The sequence below is a fragment of the Rhodococcus sp. O3 genome (assembly GCF_048897285.1).
In the GTDB taxonomy this organism is placed as follows: Bacteria; Actinomycetota; Actinomycetes; order Mycobacteriales; family Mycobacteriaceae; genus Rhodococcus.
The window spans coordinates 1-15,572 of sequence record NZ_JBMBTE010000111.1 but is presented as its reverse complement, the minus strand read 5'-3'; the positions used below and the strand labels follow the sequence as shown (position 1 = coordinate 15,572).

The 15,572-nt window shown below is 67.6% G+C and carries 18 protein-coding genes; 6 read left to right on the top strand and 12 right to left on the bottom strand.

Annotated features, from left to right (window positions below; all coding sequences use genetic code 11):
• Positions 1–1,176, top strand: a 1,176-nt coding sequence (locus ACN675_RS22870; protein ID WP_420753020.1) for an ROK family protein, incomplete at its 5' end; no start/stop codon positions are given.
• 13 nt (positions 1,177–1,189) lie between these two features.
• Here ACN675_RS22870 and ACN675_RS22865 read toward each other — a convergent pair.
• The 12 genes from ACN675_RS22865 to ACN675_RS22810 form a co-directional block, all read right to left on the bottom strand.
• Positions 1,190–1,576: a VOC family protein gene (locus ACN675_RS22865; protein WP_420753019.1), complete on the bottom strand. Its 387-nt coding sequence runs from the start codon at positions 1,574–1,576 to the stop codon at positions 1,190–1,192.
• Between the two features lie 110 nt (positions 1,577–1,686).
• Positions 1,687–2,181 carry a DUF1992 domain-containing protein gene (locus ACN675_RS22860; protein ID WP_420753018.1) on the bottom strand — a complete coding sequence of 165 codons (495 nt, stop codon included), beginning with the start codon at positions 2,179–2,181 and terminating at the stop codon, positions 1,687–1,689.
• A gap of 25 nt (positions 2,182–2,206) precedes the next feature.
• Complete coding sequence (locus ACN675_RS22855; protein ID WP_197251695.1) at positions 2,207–2,497, bottom strand: GNAT family N-acetyltransferase; 291 nt, start codon at positions 2,495–2,497, stop codon at positions 2,207–2,209.
• A gap of 10 nt (positions 2,498–2,507) precedes the next feature.
• Positions 2,508–2,969, bottom strand: coding sequence for a MarR family winged helix-turn-helix transcriptional regulator (locus tag ACN675_RS22850; protein ID WP_420753017.1), 462 nt, complete (start codon positions 2,967–2,969; stop codon positions 2,508–2,510).
• Between the two features lie 58 nt (positions 2,970–3,027).
• A complete protein-coding gene (gene bfr, locus ACN675_RS22845) occupies positions 3,028–3,504 on the bottom strand; it encodes a bacterioferritin (protein WP_197251693.1) in 477 nt (158 codons plus the stop codon).
• Positions 3,505–3,553: 49 nt separating this feature from the next.
• Positions 3,554–3,748, bottom strand: coding sequence for a (2Fe-2S)-binding protein (locus ACN675_RS22840; RefSeq protein WP_197251698.1), 195 nt, complete (start codon positions 3,746–3,748; stop codon positions 3,554–3,556).
• A 134-nt stretch (positions 3,749–3,882) separates the two neighbouring features.
• Positions 3,883–4,641 carry an AIM24 family protein gene (locus ACN675_RS22835; protein ID WP_420753016.1) on the bottom strand — a complete coding sequence of 253 codons (759 nt, stop codon included), beginning with the start codon at positions 4,639–4,641 and terminating at the stop codon, positions 3,883–3,885.
• Positions 4,638–5,345 (bottom strand): AIM24 family protein, encoded by a 708-nt coding sequence (locus ACN675_RS22830; protein WP_420753015.1) that lies wholly within the window; start codon positions 5,343–5,345, stop codon positions 4,638–4,640. Before ACN675_RS22830 ends, ACN675_RS22835 begins: the two co-directional genes overlap by 4 nt.
• Before the next feature lie 7 nt (positions 5,346–5,352).
• Positions 5,353–5,973, bottom strand: coding sequence for an AIM24 family protein (locus tag ACN675_RS22825; protein WP_420753014.1), 621 nt, complete (start codon positions 5,971–5,973; stop codon positions 5,353–5,355).
• Between the two features lie 134 nt (positions 5,974–6,107).
• Positions 6,108–7,265 carry an acyl-CoA dehydrogenase family protein gene (locus ACN675_RS22820; RefSeq protein WP_420753013.1) on the bottom strand — a complete coding sequence of 386 codons (1,158 nt, stop codon included), beginning with the start codon at positions 7,263–7,265 and terminating at the stop codon, positions 6,108–6,110.
• Between the two features lie 34 nt (positions 7,266–7,299).
• Positions 7,300–8,493 carry an acyl-CoA dehydrogenase family protein gene (locus ACN675_RS22815; RefSeq protein WP_420753012.1) on the bottom strand — a complete coding sequence of 398 codons (1,194 nt, stop codon included), beginning with the start codon at positions 8,491–8,493 and terminating at the stop codon, positions 7,300–7,302.
• Positions 8,490–9,734: a CoA transferase gene (locus tag ACN675_RS22810; RefSeq protein WP_420753011.1), complete on the bottom strand. Its 1,245-nt coding sequence runs from the start codon at positions 9,732–9,734 to the stop codon at positions 8,490–8,492. The genes ACN675_RS22815 and ACN675_RS22810 overlap by 4 nt, the downstream gene beginning before the upstream one ends.
• A gap of 337 nt (positions 9,735–10,071) precedes the next feature.
• On the opposite strand from ACN675_RS22810, the gene ACN675_RS22805 reads away from it, so the two are divergent.
• The 5 genes from ACN675_RS22805 to ACN675_RS22785 form a co-directional block, all read left to right on the top strand.
• Positions 10,072–11,406, top strand: a complete 1,335-nt coding sequence (locus ACN675_RS22805; protein ID WP_420753010.1) for an MFS transporter — start codon at positions 10,072–10,074, stop codon at positions 11,404–11,406.
• 171 nt (positions 11,407–11,577) lie between these two features.
• Entirely contained in the window at positions 11,578–12,708 is a 1,131-nt protein-coding gene (locus tag ACN675_RS22800) for a thiolase family protein (RefSeq protein WP_420753009.1), read from the top strand.
• A gap of 34 nt (positions 12,709–12,742) precedes the next feature.
• A complete protein-coding gene (locus ACN675_RS22795; protein ID WP_420753008.1) occupies positions 12,743–13,507 on the top strand; it encodes an SDR family NAD(P)-dependent oxidoreductase in 765 nt (254 codons plus the stop codon).
• 37 nt (positions 13,508–13,544) lie between these two features.
• Complete coding sequence (locus tag ACN675_RS22790) at positions 13,545–15,182, top strand: class I adenylate-forming enzyme family protein (RefSeq protein ID WP_420753007.1); 1,638 nt, start codon at positions 13,545–13,547, stop codon at positions 15,180–15,182.
• A gap of 210 nt (positions 15,183–15,392) precedes the next feature.
• Positions 15,393–15,572 (top strand): hypothetical protein (locus ACN675_RS22785; RefSeq protein ID WP_420753006.1); only part of this gene is annotated, 180 nt, incomplete at its 3' end.

Genomic DNA, 15,572 nt, shown 5'->3' with positions numbered 1-15,572 from the left:
TCGATCGCCCCCGCGACTGCAGGTGACGTGTTCGCGCTGGTGCGCGCCGGCACCGCGTCCACTCGCACCGAGATCGGGCAGCTCACCGGGCTCTCCCGCACCGCGGTGGCCTCCCGGGTCTCGGCCTTGCAGGCGCTCGGGCTGGTCGTCGAATGCGAGGAGGGTCCGTCCACGGGCGGCCGTCCTCCGGCGACCCTCACGTTCGGGGTCGACGCCGGCATCGTCCTCGTCGCCGCGATCGGTCGCAGCCGCACTCAGCTCGCCGTCTGCGACCTGGCCGGTCGTCTGTTGTGTACCGACGACGTGGAACAGGAAATCGGCAACGACCCCGACGAACTGATGCCGCTCGTCGCCGCGCGTCTCGGGGCGCTGCGCGACACCCTCGGCCCGGAACGCCCGAAGACCGTCGGCATCGGTGTCGCTCTGCCCGGCACCGTCGACGTCGACCGTGGCTGCAGCCGCAACTCGCCGACGATGGCCGGGTGGGACGGCGTGCCGCTGCAGCCCTATTTCGCCGCTCTCGGCGACGTGCCGATCTTCGTCGACAACGACGCCAACGCCATGGTGCTGGCCGAGCGTTTCGGTGAGCGGCGCAAGTTCCGCGACATGCTGCTCATCAAGGCATCCACCGGGCTTCGTGCGGGCATCGTCTCCGGTGGTGTGCTGCAACGCGGCGCGGTCGGCGCGGTGGGGGAGATCGGACATACGAAAATCGCTGCGGCGCAAGGCGTTGTGTGCCGTTGCGGCAACGTCGGGTGCGTCGAGGCCGTGGCCGGCGGCTGGGCGCTGGTTCGCGACCTGGAGGCGCTGGGCCGCAGCGTCACCCACATCCGCGATGTCGTCGAACTCGCCGGCAAGGGAGACTTCGAGGCGCGCAGGCTGATCCGCGACAGCGGAAGGCGCATCGGCGAAGTGGTCGCGGGCGCGGTCAACCTGCTCGATCCCGAGGTGCTCGTGGTCGGGGGCGACATGGCCGGGGCCTACGACGTCTTCGTCGCGGGCATGCGAGAAACCTTGTACGGCAACGCGATTTCCACGGCGACGCAGACGTTGCAGATACTGCCCTGGGCGTACGGCGACCGGTCCGGCATGATCGGGTGCGCCTCCATGACGCTGGATCAGGTGCTCAGCGTCGGGGCCGTCGACCGGATGGTCGCGGACCTCGTACGGCGGTGACCGGCCGGCGCGTTCAGCTCATCTCGGCACGCGCCCGTTCGCTCAGTTCGATCAACTGCACGTAGTTGCCGTCCGGGTCCACCACCGTGCCGAACCAGCTACCGTCGCGGTCCTCCAGCGGCGACAGCCAGGTCGCCCCGAGGTCGTCGAGCCGTGCCGCGATCGCCGGAGCGTCGGTGACCTCGATGTTGAGGATCATCCGCCCGGGCTCGGGGTTCTTGCCGCCGACGTCGTCGCGCCGGTCGAGCATGAGGTAGAAGCCGTCGAAGTCGAGCACGTCGTACGCGGGTTCGCCCGGTGTGCGTTCGACCTTCGGCGCCAGTGCCGCGACGTACCAGTCGCGTAGCCGTTCCGGGTTGCTGCTGGCCAGAAGGATGCTGCCGATCGTGGGTGCGCTCATGTCCGCTCCTCGTCGCTCGGGCACGGCCGGTGCCGTGCACCTCGTACCAGGAACAGACCGGCGACCGGAGCGGAACTCATCGCGTCGGACCGGTTCTCGATCGGACCCCGTCACCCCGAGGCGAAGAGCCGCCGCCACCAGGAGATGTGCACGGGAGGCGCCGGCACCGGATTCGCCGCGGGCCGCTCCACGCGCTGTGCGATCGCGGCACGCCGATCCGCGCGCCACTGCTGCACCGTGTCGTCGACGTCGACGAGGTGCAGCGGCACGGGCAGCCGGTCGGGTGCGCGCAGGCAGTCGACGATGCGCCGGTTCAGTTCCGCGACGACCTCGCGCACGCCGTCCTCGGTCGGGATGTCCCGCACGGTCTCCGGCAGCCGTTCGATCTCCTTGCGCAGTTGCAGCGGCGGCGGGAGCAGCGCCTCGGTGGACAGGCCTTCCCGGCGCAGGTAGTCCTTGACCCACCACAGCTCGTCGTCGCCGTAGTGTGGGATCGGCTTGCCCGCGCCGGGCAGGTTGTCGAAGTCGCCGCGTTCCTGGGCGACGCGAATCTGCCGCTCGACCCACGACTCGAAGGTGATGTCCGGACGCTTGCGCTCGGTCATGAGGCCATTGTCCGCAACACACGTCCTAGTCGGCGATGTCCTGGTACTCGGGGTGCTTCTCGATGTAGGAGTGCACGAAGGGGCAGATCGGGACGATCCGCTTGCCCTGTTCGCGTACATCGTCGAGGGCGAAGCGCACGAGTTTGCCGGACAGGCCCCGGCCCGAGTAGGCGCCGTCGACCTCGGTGTGGTCGAACACGAGCTGGACATCGCCGTCCGGGTGGTACTGGGTGTAGCCGATGACGGTGTCGCCGTCACGCAGTTCGTATCGCTGCAGGTCCGGGTTATGGACGGTGATCACGGACGAGTCGCTCATGAATTTTCCCCTAGCCGTTTCCGAGCAGGTGCTTGCGCATCGCGGTGAAGGAGTCGCCGAACCGCGTGACGTCCTCAGCGCTGAGCAGGTCGAACATACTCGAACGCACCGCTTCGACATGTCCGGGGCTGGCTGCGTCCAGCTTGGCGGCGCCCTCGTCGGTCAGTTCGGCCAGCGTGCCGCGTTTGTCCTCGGGGCATTCGACCCGGCGGACCAGTCCGGCCTCGACGAGGCGGGCGATCGCGCGGGTGGCCCCGCTGCGGGTCGTGACCACGGCGTCGGCCAGGGCGCTCATGCGCATGCGTCTACCCGGAGCCTCCGACAGGGCGACGAGCAGTTCGTAGTCCGTCAGCGAGAGGCCGGAGTCGCGGACGAGTTGCCGGTCGAGGGCCGCCATGAGCAGGCGCGTGGCGTCGAGATAGGCGCGCCAGGCGCGTTGCTCGTTGTCGTCGAGCCACCTCGGAGTGTCCATATCGTCAGGATACGCGATATGGTTGCGTGATCAACGACTATGGCGGCCCTCGGGGCTGTTACTCCGGCGGGGAGACGTGTACGGAGATGTACAGCGGCTCACCCAGCTGCTCGAGCAGAGCGAGCTGGGTTTCGAGGTAATCGATGTGTTCTTCCTCTTCGGCCAGGATGGACTCGAAGATGTTCGCCGACGTGATGTCGCTGACCGAGCGCATGTACTCGGAGCCCTTCCGCAGGCGGTCCCGGGCTTCGATCTCCACCTGTAAGTCGGCTTCGAACATCTCCTTCACGGTCTGTCCGATGCGGATCGACCCGAGGCGCTGGTAGTTCGGCAGGCCGTCGAGGAACAGAATCCGATCGGTGAGAGTCTCGGCGTGACGCATCTCCTCGAACGACTCGGCGCGCGTGTGTGACGCGAGTTTCGCCCAGCCGTTGTTGTCCTGCATCTTCGAGTGCAGGAAATACTGGTTGATCGCGGTGAGTTCGGCAGTCAGCTGCTCGTTGAGATACTCCAGGACTTTCTTGTCGCCCTTCATGGCACCTCCCGGGGTGGAACCATCGAGTTCACCGCCGGGCAGGGGCTGGCTACACGGCGGTCTCGAGTTCGATGTTCTCACTCTGGCGGGCAGCCCGCAGGATCGCCGAGATATTGCGTACGCAACCGCCGCAGTCGGTGCCCGCCCGGCATGCCGCGCTGATTTCCCGGGTACAGCGCGCGCCTGCAGCGATCTCAGCCTCGATGTGATTGTGGGTGAGAGCGTGGCAGCTGCAGACGTACATGCGGTCGACCAATCTGGAGCAGTGGTACTTAGGATGTCCAAACCTTACCGTACTAAGGCGTGGCTACCCTGTGATCGTAATCACATTGCGACTGATTCTGCGTCAGGAAAATGCCCAGCCTCCACCCAGGTCACTCAGAACTGTTGCTGCTGTTGCAGCTGCGACGACACCGCATGATTGATGCGTTGGAGTCCGCTGTTCGTCAGCCCTGGCAGCTGTCCCTCGATCATCCGGACCACGGAACTGTCGTCGATCACCTTCTCGCTGGACTGGATGAGCACCGTCCCCGCGCCGGTGAAATCGAACTGTCGCTCCTCACCGGACTGCACGCCGAACATGCGCGCACCCGCCGCGACGAAGCCGGTCACCCAGGACTCGTCGAAGTGGTGGCTGGGGGACGGGCAGTCCGCCCAGCCCACCAGTGCCTCCGGGTCCACCCGCAACGGCGGCTCCGCGAAGATCACCGGGCCGTTCGACGACGCCAGGAACTTGCCGGTTCCGATCAACGTGAGGAAACCGGGCACGATCGACTGGTTCAGCGACAACCCCGGCTCGAACGCCAGCAGGTTCGCTGCCCGGATGGTCAGGTTGCCGTCGTCGAGATCGTAGGAGTTGATGTCGTAGCCGCGGTCGCCGAGGATCAGCTTTCCGTAGCCCTCGGCGACCACGTAGTCACCCAGATACAACGGTGCCGAGAACTGGTGGGCCACCATCTGCAACAACTGCCCCTGCAGCCCGTGGGTGAGCGCGGTGAACTGGATCTGGCCGTAGTAGGCGATCATCGCGCCCTTCGACAGGAACCACGGGCTCTGCAGATCGATGCAGTACGCGTAGTTGTTGCCGGGCACGTTGTCGTTGCCGACGAGATGCGACGGATTCAGAACGACACTCAAAGCTTCTCCTCCGATGCCTGCACGTAGACAATGCCCTGCCCGGTGCACTCGAGTTGCAGACTCTCGCCTCCGGTCCGGCCGGCGTTGCGCCAGCTCATCGTCGACTTCAGATCGGTCCGCACCGGCCCGAGCGCCGCGACGAACGATTGTGGATCGACGAACACCGGTGCCGGTCCGCCGACCTGCAGCTCGATGATCCCGCCGTGCGCGAGCAGCACCGCCGCCCCGTAACCGGACAGCTGGGTCGTGAACATTCCCGTGCCCGTCACCATGCCGGTGGCAGCGCCGCGCAGCGCTCCGAGCAGACCGCCGCCACCGCCACCCGCGGCCGCCGGCGCGGCGGACGCCTGCACGACCGCGCTCTGCAGGCCCGAGGTGTGCGCGAGCAGGCGGGACGCCTCCACCCGCAGTTCCCCACCGGCGGACATGTCCACGATGTGGGTTTCGAGTCCGCGGAATCCGTAGTGCACCACGCCGTTGCCCTGCGCGACCATCATCGCCTCGTGCTCGCCCTGCATCATGCGTCCGGCCATCGACACGATCCCGCCCATACCGCCGGGCATGCCACCGGCCCCCGGAACCTGATGCGGGCTGAAATGCACTGTGCCCGTGTAGAACAGCATCGCTCCGCGGCGTGCGACGACGGGCCCCGACTGGTTCAGGTCGACGCGGACCACCTTGCTGTTGACCTTGGTGAAAGTCATCGTCTTCCTACCGTTCCGCCGGCTGGATGGACACGACACCCATCCCGTCCCACTTGAGCGAGAAGGCTTCGCCGCTGCCCTGACCGATCGCGGACCGCAACGACACGTCGGTGACGAACGACTGCGTCAACTGTCCCTTCGCGCAGACGAAGGCATCGGGGTCCACGACCAGTGGGTACTGGGGAGAGACCTCGAGGTGGATCAGCGGCCCGCCCGACGACAGCAGCGCGACCTGCCCGGTGCCCGTCACGGTCGTGGTGAACAGTCCCTGACCGCTCATGCCGCCCCGGACCCCGGCGAACGCGACATTGGTGGAGAGGTTCCCGTTCAGCGCCAGCAACTGCTCGGACTCGACCTGCAACGTCTCGTTGTTCAGGTCGAGCACGGTCACGTTCCGGCCCCGATGCGCGAGATAGACGATGCCGGTGCCGCTGGCCTCCATCAGCGACAGCCCCTCACCGGTCGCGCGCTGCCGCAGACCCGCGAGCACGCCCTCGCCGCCGCCGAACCCGGCCGACTTGAAGCTCACCTGGCCTTCGTAGGCCACCATCGAGCCCGACAGGGCACGGATGCTGGTGTTGCTCAGCTGGGCCTCGATGACCCGTTTCGATTTCTCGAGCAGTCGCATGGCGCGAAACGATAGCGGGTGCAGGTCGTGCGCGCCTAGCGGCATTGGACCGCCGAATGTGCTGCTTGCCCCGAATGGGATCCGGCCCGGTCCGCGTGTGGCGGACCGGGCCGGATGCAGGGCCTGTGGGGGTTCTACAGGCCGAGATCCTTGGCGATGATCGTCTTCATGACCTCGCTGGTGCCGCCGTAGATGCGGCTGACGCGCGTGTCCGCGTACAGGCGCGCGATCGGGTACTCGGTGATGTAGCCGTAGCCACCGTGCAGCTGCAGGCACTTGTCGATGATGCGTCCGGCCACCTCGGTGCCGAACAGCTTCGCGCGGGCGGCGTCGGGCACGGTGAGCTCACCGCGGTCGTGCAGTTCGAGCGCGTTGTCGACCATCAGCTGCAGGGCCTGCAGTTCCGTCGAGCATTCGGCGAGCACGAACTTCGTGTTCTGGAACGCGGCGACCGGCTTGCCGAACACCTTGCGGTCCTTGGTGTATGCGAGCGCGTGCTGCACCGCGGCCGCCGCGGTCGCCGACGCGCCGAACGCGATGGTGAGGCGCTCCTGCGCGAGGTTGTGGGTCAGGTACTGGAAGCCCTTGCCCTCCTCGCCCAGCAGGTCCTCGACCGGAACCTTGACGTCGGAGTACGACAGCTCTGCGGTGTCGGAGGTCTTCAGGCCGATCTTGTTGAGCTTGCGGCCGACCGCGAAACCTTCACTGGTGGTGTCGACGACGAGGATCGACAGGCCGGCCCGCCGGTTCTCGGGATCGAACGGCGAGGTGCGGCACACGGTGAGGATGCGGTCGGCGAGCGCGCCGCCCGTGATGAACGTCTTCGCGCCGTTGATCACGTAGTGGGTGCCGTCCTCGGACAGCTTGGCGGTGGTCGCGATGTTCGCGAGGTCCGAACCGGTGCCCGGCTCGGTCATGGCGATCGCGAACATCAGGTCGCCGGAACAGAATCCCGGGATCCAGCGCTGCTTCTGCTCCTCGGTTCCGTACTCCAACAGGTACGGCAGGATGAGATTCGAGTGCACCGAGTACGAGCCGAAGGTCACGCCGGCGGCCGAGCATTCCTCGGCGACAACCGCATTGAACTTGATCGAGCTCTCGCCACCGCCGCCGAACTCCTCCGGTGCCTGGATTCCGAGGATGCCCAGCTCGCCGAGACGGTTGTAGAACTTGCGCGGGGGATGCCCGTCGGCCTCCCACTCGTGGTACACCGGTGCGACTTCCTTCGCGATGAAGTCGCGCACCGTCTCGCGGAACGCCTCGTGATCCTCGTTGTACACCGTACGCTGCACGGTCGAACTCCCTCTGGTTGTCCGGTTGGTCGAATTACAATGCGTAACTACGCAGTACACCCTTGCTGATGATCGTCTTCTGGATCTCGCTGGTGCCTTCGCCGATGAGCAGGAACGGCGCTTCCCGCATGAGCCGCTCGATTTCGTATTCCTTGGAGTAGCCGTAGCCGCCGTGGATGCGGAAGCTGGCCTGGGTGACCTCCGAGCAGTACTCGCTGGTGAGGTACTTGGCCATACCGGCCGCGACGTCGTTGCGCTCGCCCGAATCCTTCAGGCGCGCAGCGTTGACCATCATCAGGTGGGCGGCCTCGACCTTGGTGGCCATCTCCGCGAGGGAGAACGAGATCGCCTGGTGCTGCGCGATGGGCTTGCCGAAGGTGGTGCGCTGCTGGGCGTACTGCGCGGCGAGCTCGAACGCGCGGATCGCGACACCGCACGCGCGGGCCGAGACATTGACGCGACCGACCTCGACGCCGTCCATCATCTGGAAGAAGCCCTTGCCGGGGGTGCCGCCGAGGATGTCGGTGGCCTTGGCCTGGTAGTTGTCGAAGATGAGCTCGGTGGTGTCGATGCCCTTGTAGCCCATCTTGTCGATCTTGCCGGGGATGGTGACACCCGGGACGACCTCGCCGAATCCGGCGGGCTTCTCGACCAGGAAGGTCGTCAGGTTCTGGTGCGGCTTGTCGGCGCCTTCCTCGGTCTTGACCAGCGCGGCGACCAGGGTCGAGCTGCCGCCGTTGGTCAGCCACATCTTCTGGCCGTTGATGACGTAGTCACCGCTGTCGTCGCGCTTGGCCTTGGTGCGGATAGCGGCGACGTCCGAGCCGAGTTCGGGCTCGGACATGGAGAACGCGCCGCGGGTCTCGCCGGTGGCCATCTTCGGCAGGTAGTAGTTCTTCTGCTCGTCGGTGCCGTGCTGGCGCAGCATGTACGCGACGATGAAGTGGGTGTTGATGACGCCGGAGACGCTCATCCAGCCGCGGGCGAGTTCCTCGACGCACAGCGCGTAGGTGAGCAGCGACTCGCCGAGGCCGCCGTACTCCTCGGGGATCATCAGGCCGAACAGGCCCATCTCCCGCATCTGGTCGACGATCGCCTGCGGGTAGGTGTCCGAATGCTCGAGTTCCTGCGCGTTCGGGATGATCTCGCGGTCGACGAATGTGCGGACGGTGTCCAGGATTTCGGTCTGGAACTCGGTCAGGCCGATCGTCTGGGCGAGGCGGGTCATGCGTGATCCTTTGCGTTGATGCGGACGGTGCCGGCTGCGGCGAGGGCGTCGACCTCGTCGCCGGTGAGGCCGAGGTGCTCGGCGAGCACGTCGGCGGTGTCGTCACCGTTGGCGGGAGCGGGGCGGACTGCTGGGTACCCGCCGTCGAACGACATGGGGACCGCAGCCGCGGAGTAGGTGCCGATGCGCGGCTGCTCGAGCCGCTGGAACATCGGATTGTCCGTGACCCGGGGGTCGGCGGCGAGCTCGGCGAACGTGCGGTAGCGCTCGTGCAGGATGGAGGTGCCGTCGAGCGCGGCCTCGACCTCGGCGGCGGTGTGGGCACCGAACCACCCGGCGAACAGGCCGTTCAGCACGGCGCGGTGCTTGTAGCGTTCGCCCTCGACGCGGAAGTCGGCGCCGAGCGCGGCTTCGACGGCGGCGACGGCCGCGCTCGTGCCGGTCAGCTCCGTCAGGTCGCGGAAGTGCCGCGGGGTCAGCGCGACGATCATGAAGCGGGCACCGTCCGACGTGGCGAAGTCGCAGCCGTAGGTGCCGTAGACGGCGTTGCCGACGCGCCCGCGCCCGGTCAGGCCGAGCTGCGCCTCGGCGATGTAGCCGAGGTTGCCGACGGTCGCGAACGCGACATCCTCCAGGGGGAGAACGATCTTGGTGCCGGCGCCGGTGACCTCGCGGCGGTACACCGCGGACGCCACCGACAGCGCCGCGTACAGACCGCACGAGACGTCCCACGCGGGCAGCACGTGGTTGACCGGGCCGTCGAGATTCTCCGGACCGGTGACCTGCGGGAAGCCGGCGGCGGCGTTGACGGTGTAGTCGACGGCGCCGGTGCCGTCCGCCCGCCCGAGCACCTGCACGTGGATCAGGTCGGGACGGATCGCGGCCAGCGCGTCGTAGTCGAGCCAGTCGCGGCCGGCGGCGTTGGTGACGACGATCCCGGCGTCGATGATCAGGTCGCGGATCAGCTTGTGCGCGTTCGGATCACGGAAGTCCGCGGCGAAGGAGCGCTTGCCCTTGTTCAGGTTCGCCCAGTAGATCGACTCGCCGTCCTCGGTCAGCGGCCACCGCTTGTAGTCGGCGGCTCCACCGATCGGGTCGATGCGGATCACGTCGGCGCCGAGGGCAGCGAGGGTCATTCCGCACAACGGCGCGGCCACGAAGCTCGACACCTCGATCACACGCACACCGGCCAGGGGTGCCGTGGACGAAGGGAGCTCGTCGGTGGAAGCGGTGGAGTTCATGCGTTGCCTGTCCTCGTCACGAGGTCCGGGCACACCTGTCCCGAACCGATTGCCTCGTCAGAATGCAACACATCTCACCTGCGGAACCAGGACCGTTCGGCTATCGGACGGTTAGCGCACACCAATGAGCTGATCGTCGAACTGAGCGCGGTTCACAACTGCTTCCGGCCCGGTTGTGATCTTTCATAGGTACGAGTGATCGATCCGTTCGCATACGGCTCTTTGCGGTCCGTGAGATGGGTCACGTTCAATGTGTACGACGCCAGGCGTGATGTTCCACGTAGAGGCCGGGGCAGGTCCCCGCTTCGCACCCTCCGAGTTCTGAAGGGACTCCCCAGTGACTACAGGCGAAATCGTCAACGGCAGATCGGACACTCCCGATGCCGCGGGGGCGAAAGCCCCCGCCATCAAGGTGACCCCCGGCCGCGCATGGGGGATGACCGGACTGGTCATCTTCCTCTACGTCGTCAACTACGCGGACAAGGCCGTGCTCGGCATCATCGCGCAGCCGCTGGCACGTGAGCTCGGCATGACCTCCTCGCAGATCGGCCTCGTCGGCTCGCTGTTCTTCGCGACCTTCACGATCGGCGGGTTCCTCGCCGGGCCGCTCGAGAAGAAGCTGACCCTCCGGTGGGCGCTGCTCGCGCTCGGCCTCGTCTGGTCGGTCGTGATGCTGCCGCTCCTGGTGACCGCGACGTTCGTGGTGCTCATCGTGTCGCGCATGCTGCTCGGCTTCGCCGAGGGCCCCAGCTCGGCGCTGATGCACACCGCCGCCTACTCGTGGCACCCGCCGACCAAGCGCGGTCTGCCCGGTGCGTTCCTCGCCGGCTCGGCGTCGGTCGCCAAGATCGCGCTCGCCCCCGTCCTGACGTTCATCACCGTCGAGTACGGGTGGCGGATGGCCCTCGTCTCGCTGTCGCTCCTCGGCGTGGTGTGGATGGTGTCCTGGGTGATCGGCTTCAAGGAAGGTCCCTTCACCGCGAAGGCGGCCAAGGGTGCCGACGCCGCGTCCGCGCATACCGAGCCGTCCGTGCCGTGGAGCAAGATCCTCCTCAGCCGCACCTTCCTCAGCTGCGCAGTGATGATCATCGTCGTCTACGCGCTCACCACCGTCGTGTTGACCTGGCTGCCTTCGTACTTCGAGGTGGGCCTCGGCTACAGCGCGCTGCAGGCCGGCTCCATGTTCGCGCTGCCGTCCATCGTGGGTCTGTTCCTGATGATCTCGTCCGGCACGGTCACCGACCGGCTGAGCGGACGCGGCTACACCTCTCGCGTGGTCCGCATCATCGTTCCCGCCGTCGGCGTGCTCATCTGCGGTGCCATCCTGATCTTCCTCCCGTCCATCGGTACCCCGGCCCTCGCAGTGGCTGTCGTCTCGATCGGCTACGGCTTCGGTGCCATCGCGTTCCCGCTGATCAACGCGGCGATCTCCGAGCTGTGCCCGCCGCAGCAGACCGCCGGCACGATGGGCGTGTTCCTCGCGCTCATGGCGATCGGTGGCCTCGTCGCCCCGTACGCGACCGGTGTCATCGTCGACAACGCCGATACCCCGGCGGCCGGCTACGCCACGTCGTTCCAGGCCATCGGTGTCCTCGGTGCGATCGCCGCAGTCCTGGTGCTGGTCTTCGCCAACCCGGAACGCGACCGCAAGCTCATCCGCGGCGAAGCCTGACGGTCACGGGCATAGCTTCCACCTAACGGAAGCTTCCGCCGAAAGACTTTCCCTCACCGGCCGGGTGCGTGATCTCCTCGAATGTGAGGACCACCACCCGGCCGGTCGTCGTTTTCCCCCAGCCACGGTTGCCCGGCAGCCGTGTCCCGCAACAGCAAAGGACCGATTCGCATGCGCGATGCCGTGATCGTCGACGCCGTCCGGACCCCCATCGGGCGTCGTGGTGGCGCACTGTCCGAGATCCACCCCGTCAACCTGTCCGCACACGTGCTGACGGCGCTCGCCGAGCGGACCGGCCTCGACCCGGCCACGATCGACGACGTCCAGTGGGGCTGCGTCAGCCAGGTCGGCGACCAGGCCGGAATCGTCTCGCGCAGCGCGGTGTTCGCAGCCGGATGGCCGGTCACCGTGCCCGCCACCACGATCAACCGCGCGTGCGGCTCCAGCCAGCAGGCCGTGTCCTTCGCCGCCGCGACCGTCATCTCCGGCCAGAACGACGTCGTGGTCGCCGGTGGTGTCGAGTCCATGAGCCGCGTGCCGATGGGCAGCGCCAGCAAGGACGGCCAGCACTTCCCGCAGAACGTGCGCGACCGCTTCGGCGTCGAGGGCTTCAGCCAGGGCATCGGCGCCGAGATGATCGCCGAGAAGTGGGGCTACTCGCGCGCCGCGCTCGACGAGTTCTCGCTGCGCTCGCACGAGCTGTCCGCAGCGGCCACCGACGCGGGCGCCTTCACCGGCCAGATCGCTCCCGTCGGCGACTTCGCCACGGACGAGGGCATCCGCCGCGGCGGCACCCTCGAGTCGCTCGGCAAGCTCAAGACCGTCTTCAAGGAGGACGGCGTGATCCACGCCGGCAACTCCTCGCAGATCTCCGACGGTGCCGGCGCCCTGCTCATCACCAGCAGCGAATACGCCGCGGCGCAGGGCTGGACGCCGCTCGCACGCATCCACACCGCCGTCGTCGCCGCCGACGACCCGGTCGTCATGCTCACCGGCCCGATCCCCGCGACCGAGAAGGCGCTGAAGCGTTCCGGTCTGTCCATCGACGACATCGGCGCCTTCGAGATCAACGAGGCGTTTGCCCCGGTGCCGCTCGCGTGGCAGGCCGAGACCGGCGCCAAGCTCGACCGTCTCAACCCCCTCGGCGGTGCCATCGGCGTCGGCCACCCGCTCGGCGGCTCCGGCGCGATCCTCATGACGCGCCTCGTGCACCACATGCGCGACAACGGAATCCGCTACGGCCTGCAGTCCATGTGCGAGGCCGGCGGCATGGCCAACGCCACCATTCTCGAACTCCTCTGACCTGACCCGCCTCGACCGAAGGAAATCGAACACCATGGAACTCAAGGGACTTTCGATCGCGATCACCGGTGGCGCCTCGGGCCTCGGCCTCGCCACCGCGCGCCGCGTCGTCGACGCGGGCGGCACCGTCACCCTCATCGACCTGCCCACCTCCAACGGCGCGGACGTCGCAGCCGAGCTCGGTGACGCTGCGGTCTTCGCGCCCGCCGACGTCACCGACGCCGACCAGTTCGCCGCCGCACTCGACGTCGCGCACGAGCGCGGCGGGCTGCGCGGCGTCGTCCACTGCGCCGGTGCCGGCCGCAAGATGCGCGTGCTCGACAAGGAAGGCAAGGCCGGGTCGCTCGAGGACTTCGAGTTCGTGATCCGCCTCAACCTCATCGGCTCGTTCAACGCGCTGCGCCTCGGTGCCGAGCGCATGGCGCAGCTCGAGCCGATCGACGGTGAGCGCGGCGCGGTCGTCATGACCGCTTCGGTCGCGGCATTCGAGGGCCAGATCGGGCAGATCAACTACTCGGCGTCCAAGGCCGGCATCGTCGGCATGACCATCGTCGCCGCCCGCGACCTGGCCAGCAAGGGCATCCGCGTCAACACGATCGCCCCCGGCATCATGGACACCCCGCTGCTCGCCCGCCTGCGTGAGGACGTGCGCGCGTCGCTCGAGGCGACCGTCCCGAACCCGTCCCGCCTGGGCCGCCCGGACGAGTTCGGCCGCCTCGCCGCGTCGATCCTCGAGAACGGCTACATCAACGGCGAGACCATCCGCCTCGACGGTGCCATCCGCATGGCACCGCGGTAACGGCTGTATCGCAATGGATCTCAGCACTCTTACCCAGATGCACCTGACCTACCCGCAGGTGTCCATGGCCGTGTGGGCACAGAGCATGGGTGCGCGCTACGGGGACCGGCTCGCCATCGTCGACGGTGACCGCACCTGCACGTACCGCGAGCTCGACGAGCGGTCCGCGCAGTTCGCGAGCGCGCTCGCCGCGTCCGGTGTGCGGCCGCGCGATGTGGTGCTGCTGCACATCGGCAACTGCATCGAGTTCGTCGTCGCCTACTACGGCACGCTGCGGGCCGGCGCGACCGTCACCCCGGTCAACCCGCTGCAGCCGCTGCCGGGCCTGCGTCGCCAGATCGAGGAGACCGGCGCGGTCGTCGGTGTCAGCCAGCCCGAGCAGGCGCAGACCCTGCGAGACGCCGCGGCCGGCACGTCGCTCACGACGGTGGTCGTCGCCGGTGACGGGGTCGTCGCGGACGGCCCGGTCGTCGAGTTCGACGCGTTCCTCGCCGGGCAGCCCACCGAGTTCGCGCCGGCCGAGGTCACCGGCGACGACGTCGCGCACCTCGCGTTCACCGGCGGCACGACCGGCATCTCGAAGGGCGTGCGGGTGCTGCACCGCAACGTCGTCGGCAACGTCACCCAGATGTGCGCGTGGCGTGCGGGGCACGCCGTCCGGGAGACCCCCGACGGCCTGGTCACGCTCGAGCCGATCGAGGGACTCGACATCTACGGTGTCCAGCCCGGCAAGGGATCGACGGTCGTGGTGTCGCCGCTGTTCCACGCGCACGCGCTGATCAACACGTCGTTCCTGCTGATGTGCGGGTTGACGCAGGTGATGGCGGGTCGTTTCGATCCCGCGCGCATGCTCGAGCTCATCGAGCGGCACGACACGAGCTACATCACGGGCAGCCCCGCGATGTGGCATTCGCTGGCCACTCACCCGGATGTCTCCACCCGCGACACCTCGACGGTGCGGGTCGTCTCGTCCGGTGCCGCGCCGATCGACCGCGGCACGCTCGACGCGCTGGTCACGGCGTTCCCCAATGCACGGGTCACCGAGGGCTACGGCCTGACCGAGGCGACGTGCGTGGTCACGGCGAACCCGTTGGGTGTCGGCACGGACTACCGTCTCGGCAGTGTCGGGATCCCGATCTTCGACACCGAGGTGCAGATCCGCGCGCAGGGCACCACGACCGAGGTCGGTCCCGGGGAGCACGGTGTGCTGTGGGTCCGCGGACCGCAGGTCACCGACGGATACCTGAATCATCCCGACATCACGGCGCAGCAGTACGTCGACGGATGGCTCGACACCGGTGACATCGCCTACAAGGACGAGGACGGCTACGTGTTCATCGCGGACCGCGCGAAGGACATGCTGATCTACAAGGGCTACAACGTGTACCCGCGTGAGCTCGAGGAGATCCTGGTGTCGCACCCGACGGTGTCGACGGCCGCGGTGATCGGCCGCGACGCCGGCGCGGTCGGGCAGGAGCCCGTCGCGTTCGTGGTCCCTCGTGACGGCGCCGACGTCGACGAGGCGGAACTGATGGCGTTCGTCGCCGAACAGGTGTTGCCGTACAAGAAGATTCGCGATGTCGTGGTGGTGGATGCGCTGCCGACGTCGGCGGCCGGCAAGATCCTCAAGACGGATCTGCGGTCGCGGCTGACGGAGGTGTCGCAGCCGAGCTGACAGGCGAGACCCCTCCCGTGTATCCGAGCGAACGGCACGCTCGATCGGTTGAAGGAGACGAGCGGTACATTCGCTCGGTCACGGGGAGGGCCACCCGACGATGCCGGCCAGTGGCGGCGTCCCCTGTGGGGCGCCGCCACTCGGCGTCTCCGGGCACCGCTGGTGAGGTAAGGCTTAATTAACGGAGTTTTTTCCTCTATTCTCGTGATCATGTACGAGTCGACCGCTACGCACGACACGGGGAAAGCATCGCGGAGCCGCACCGGAGCGGCCGTGGTCGCGGCGTCGGTGATCGTATCGGTGTGCGCGGTGATCGTGGCGATCGCCGCCGTCGTCGTCGTGGTGCGCTTTCCCGATGATTCGGGCGAACGGACCGATCCGTCGCTGAAC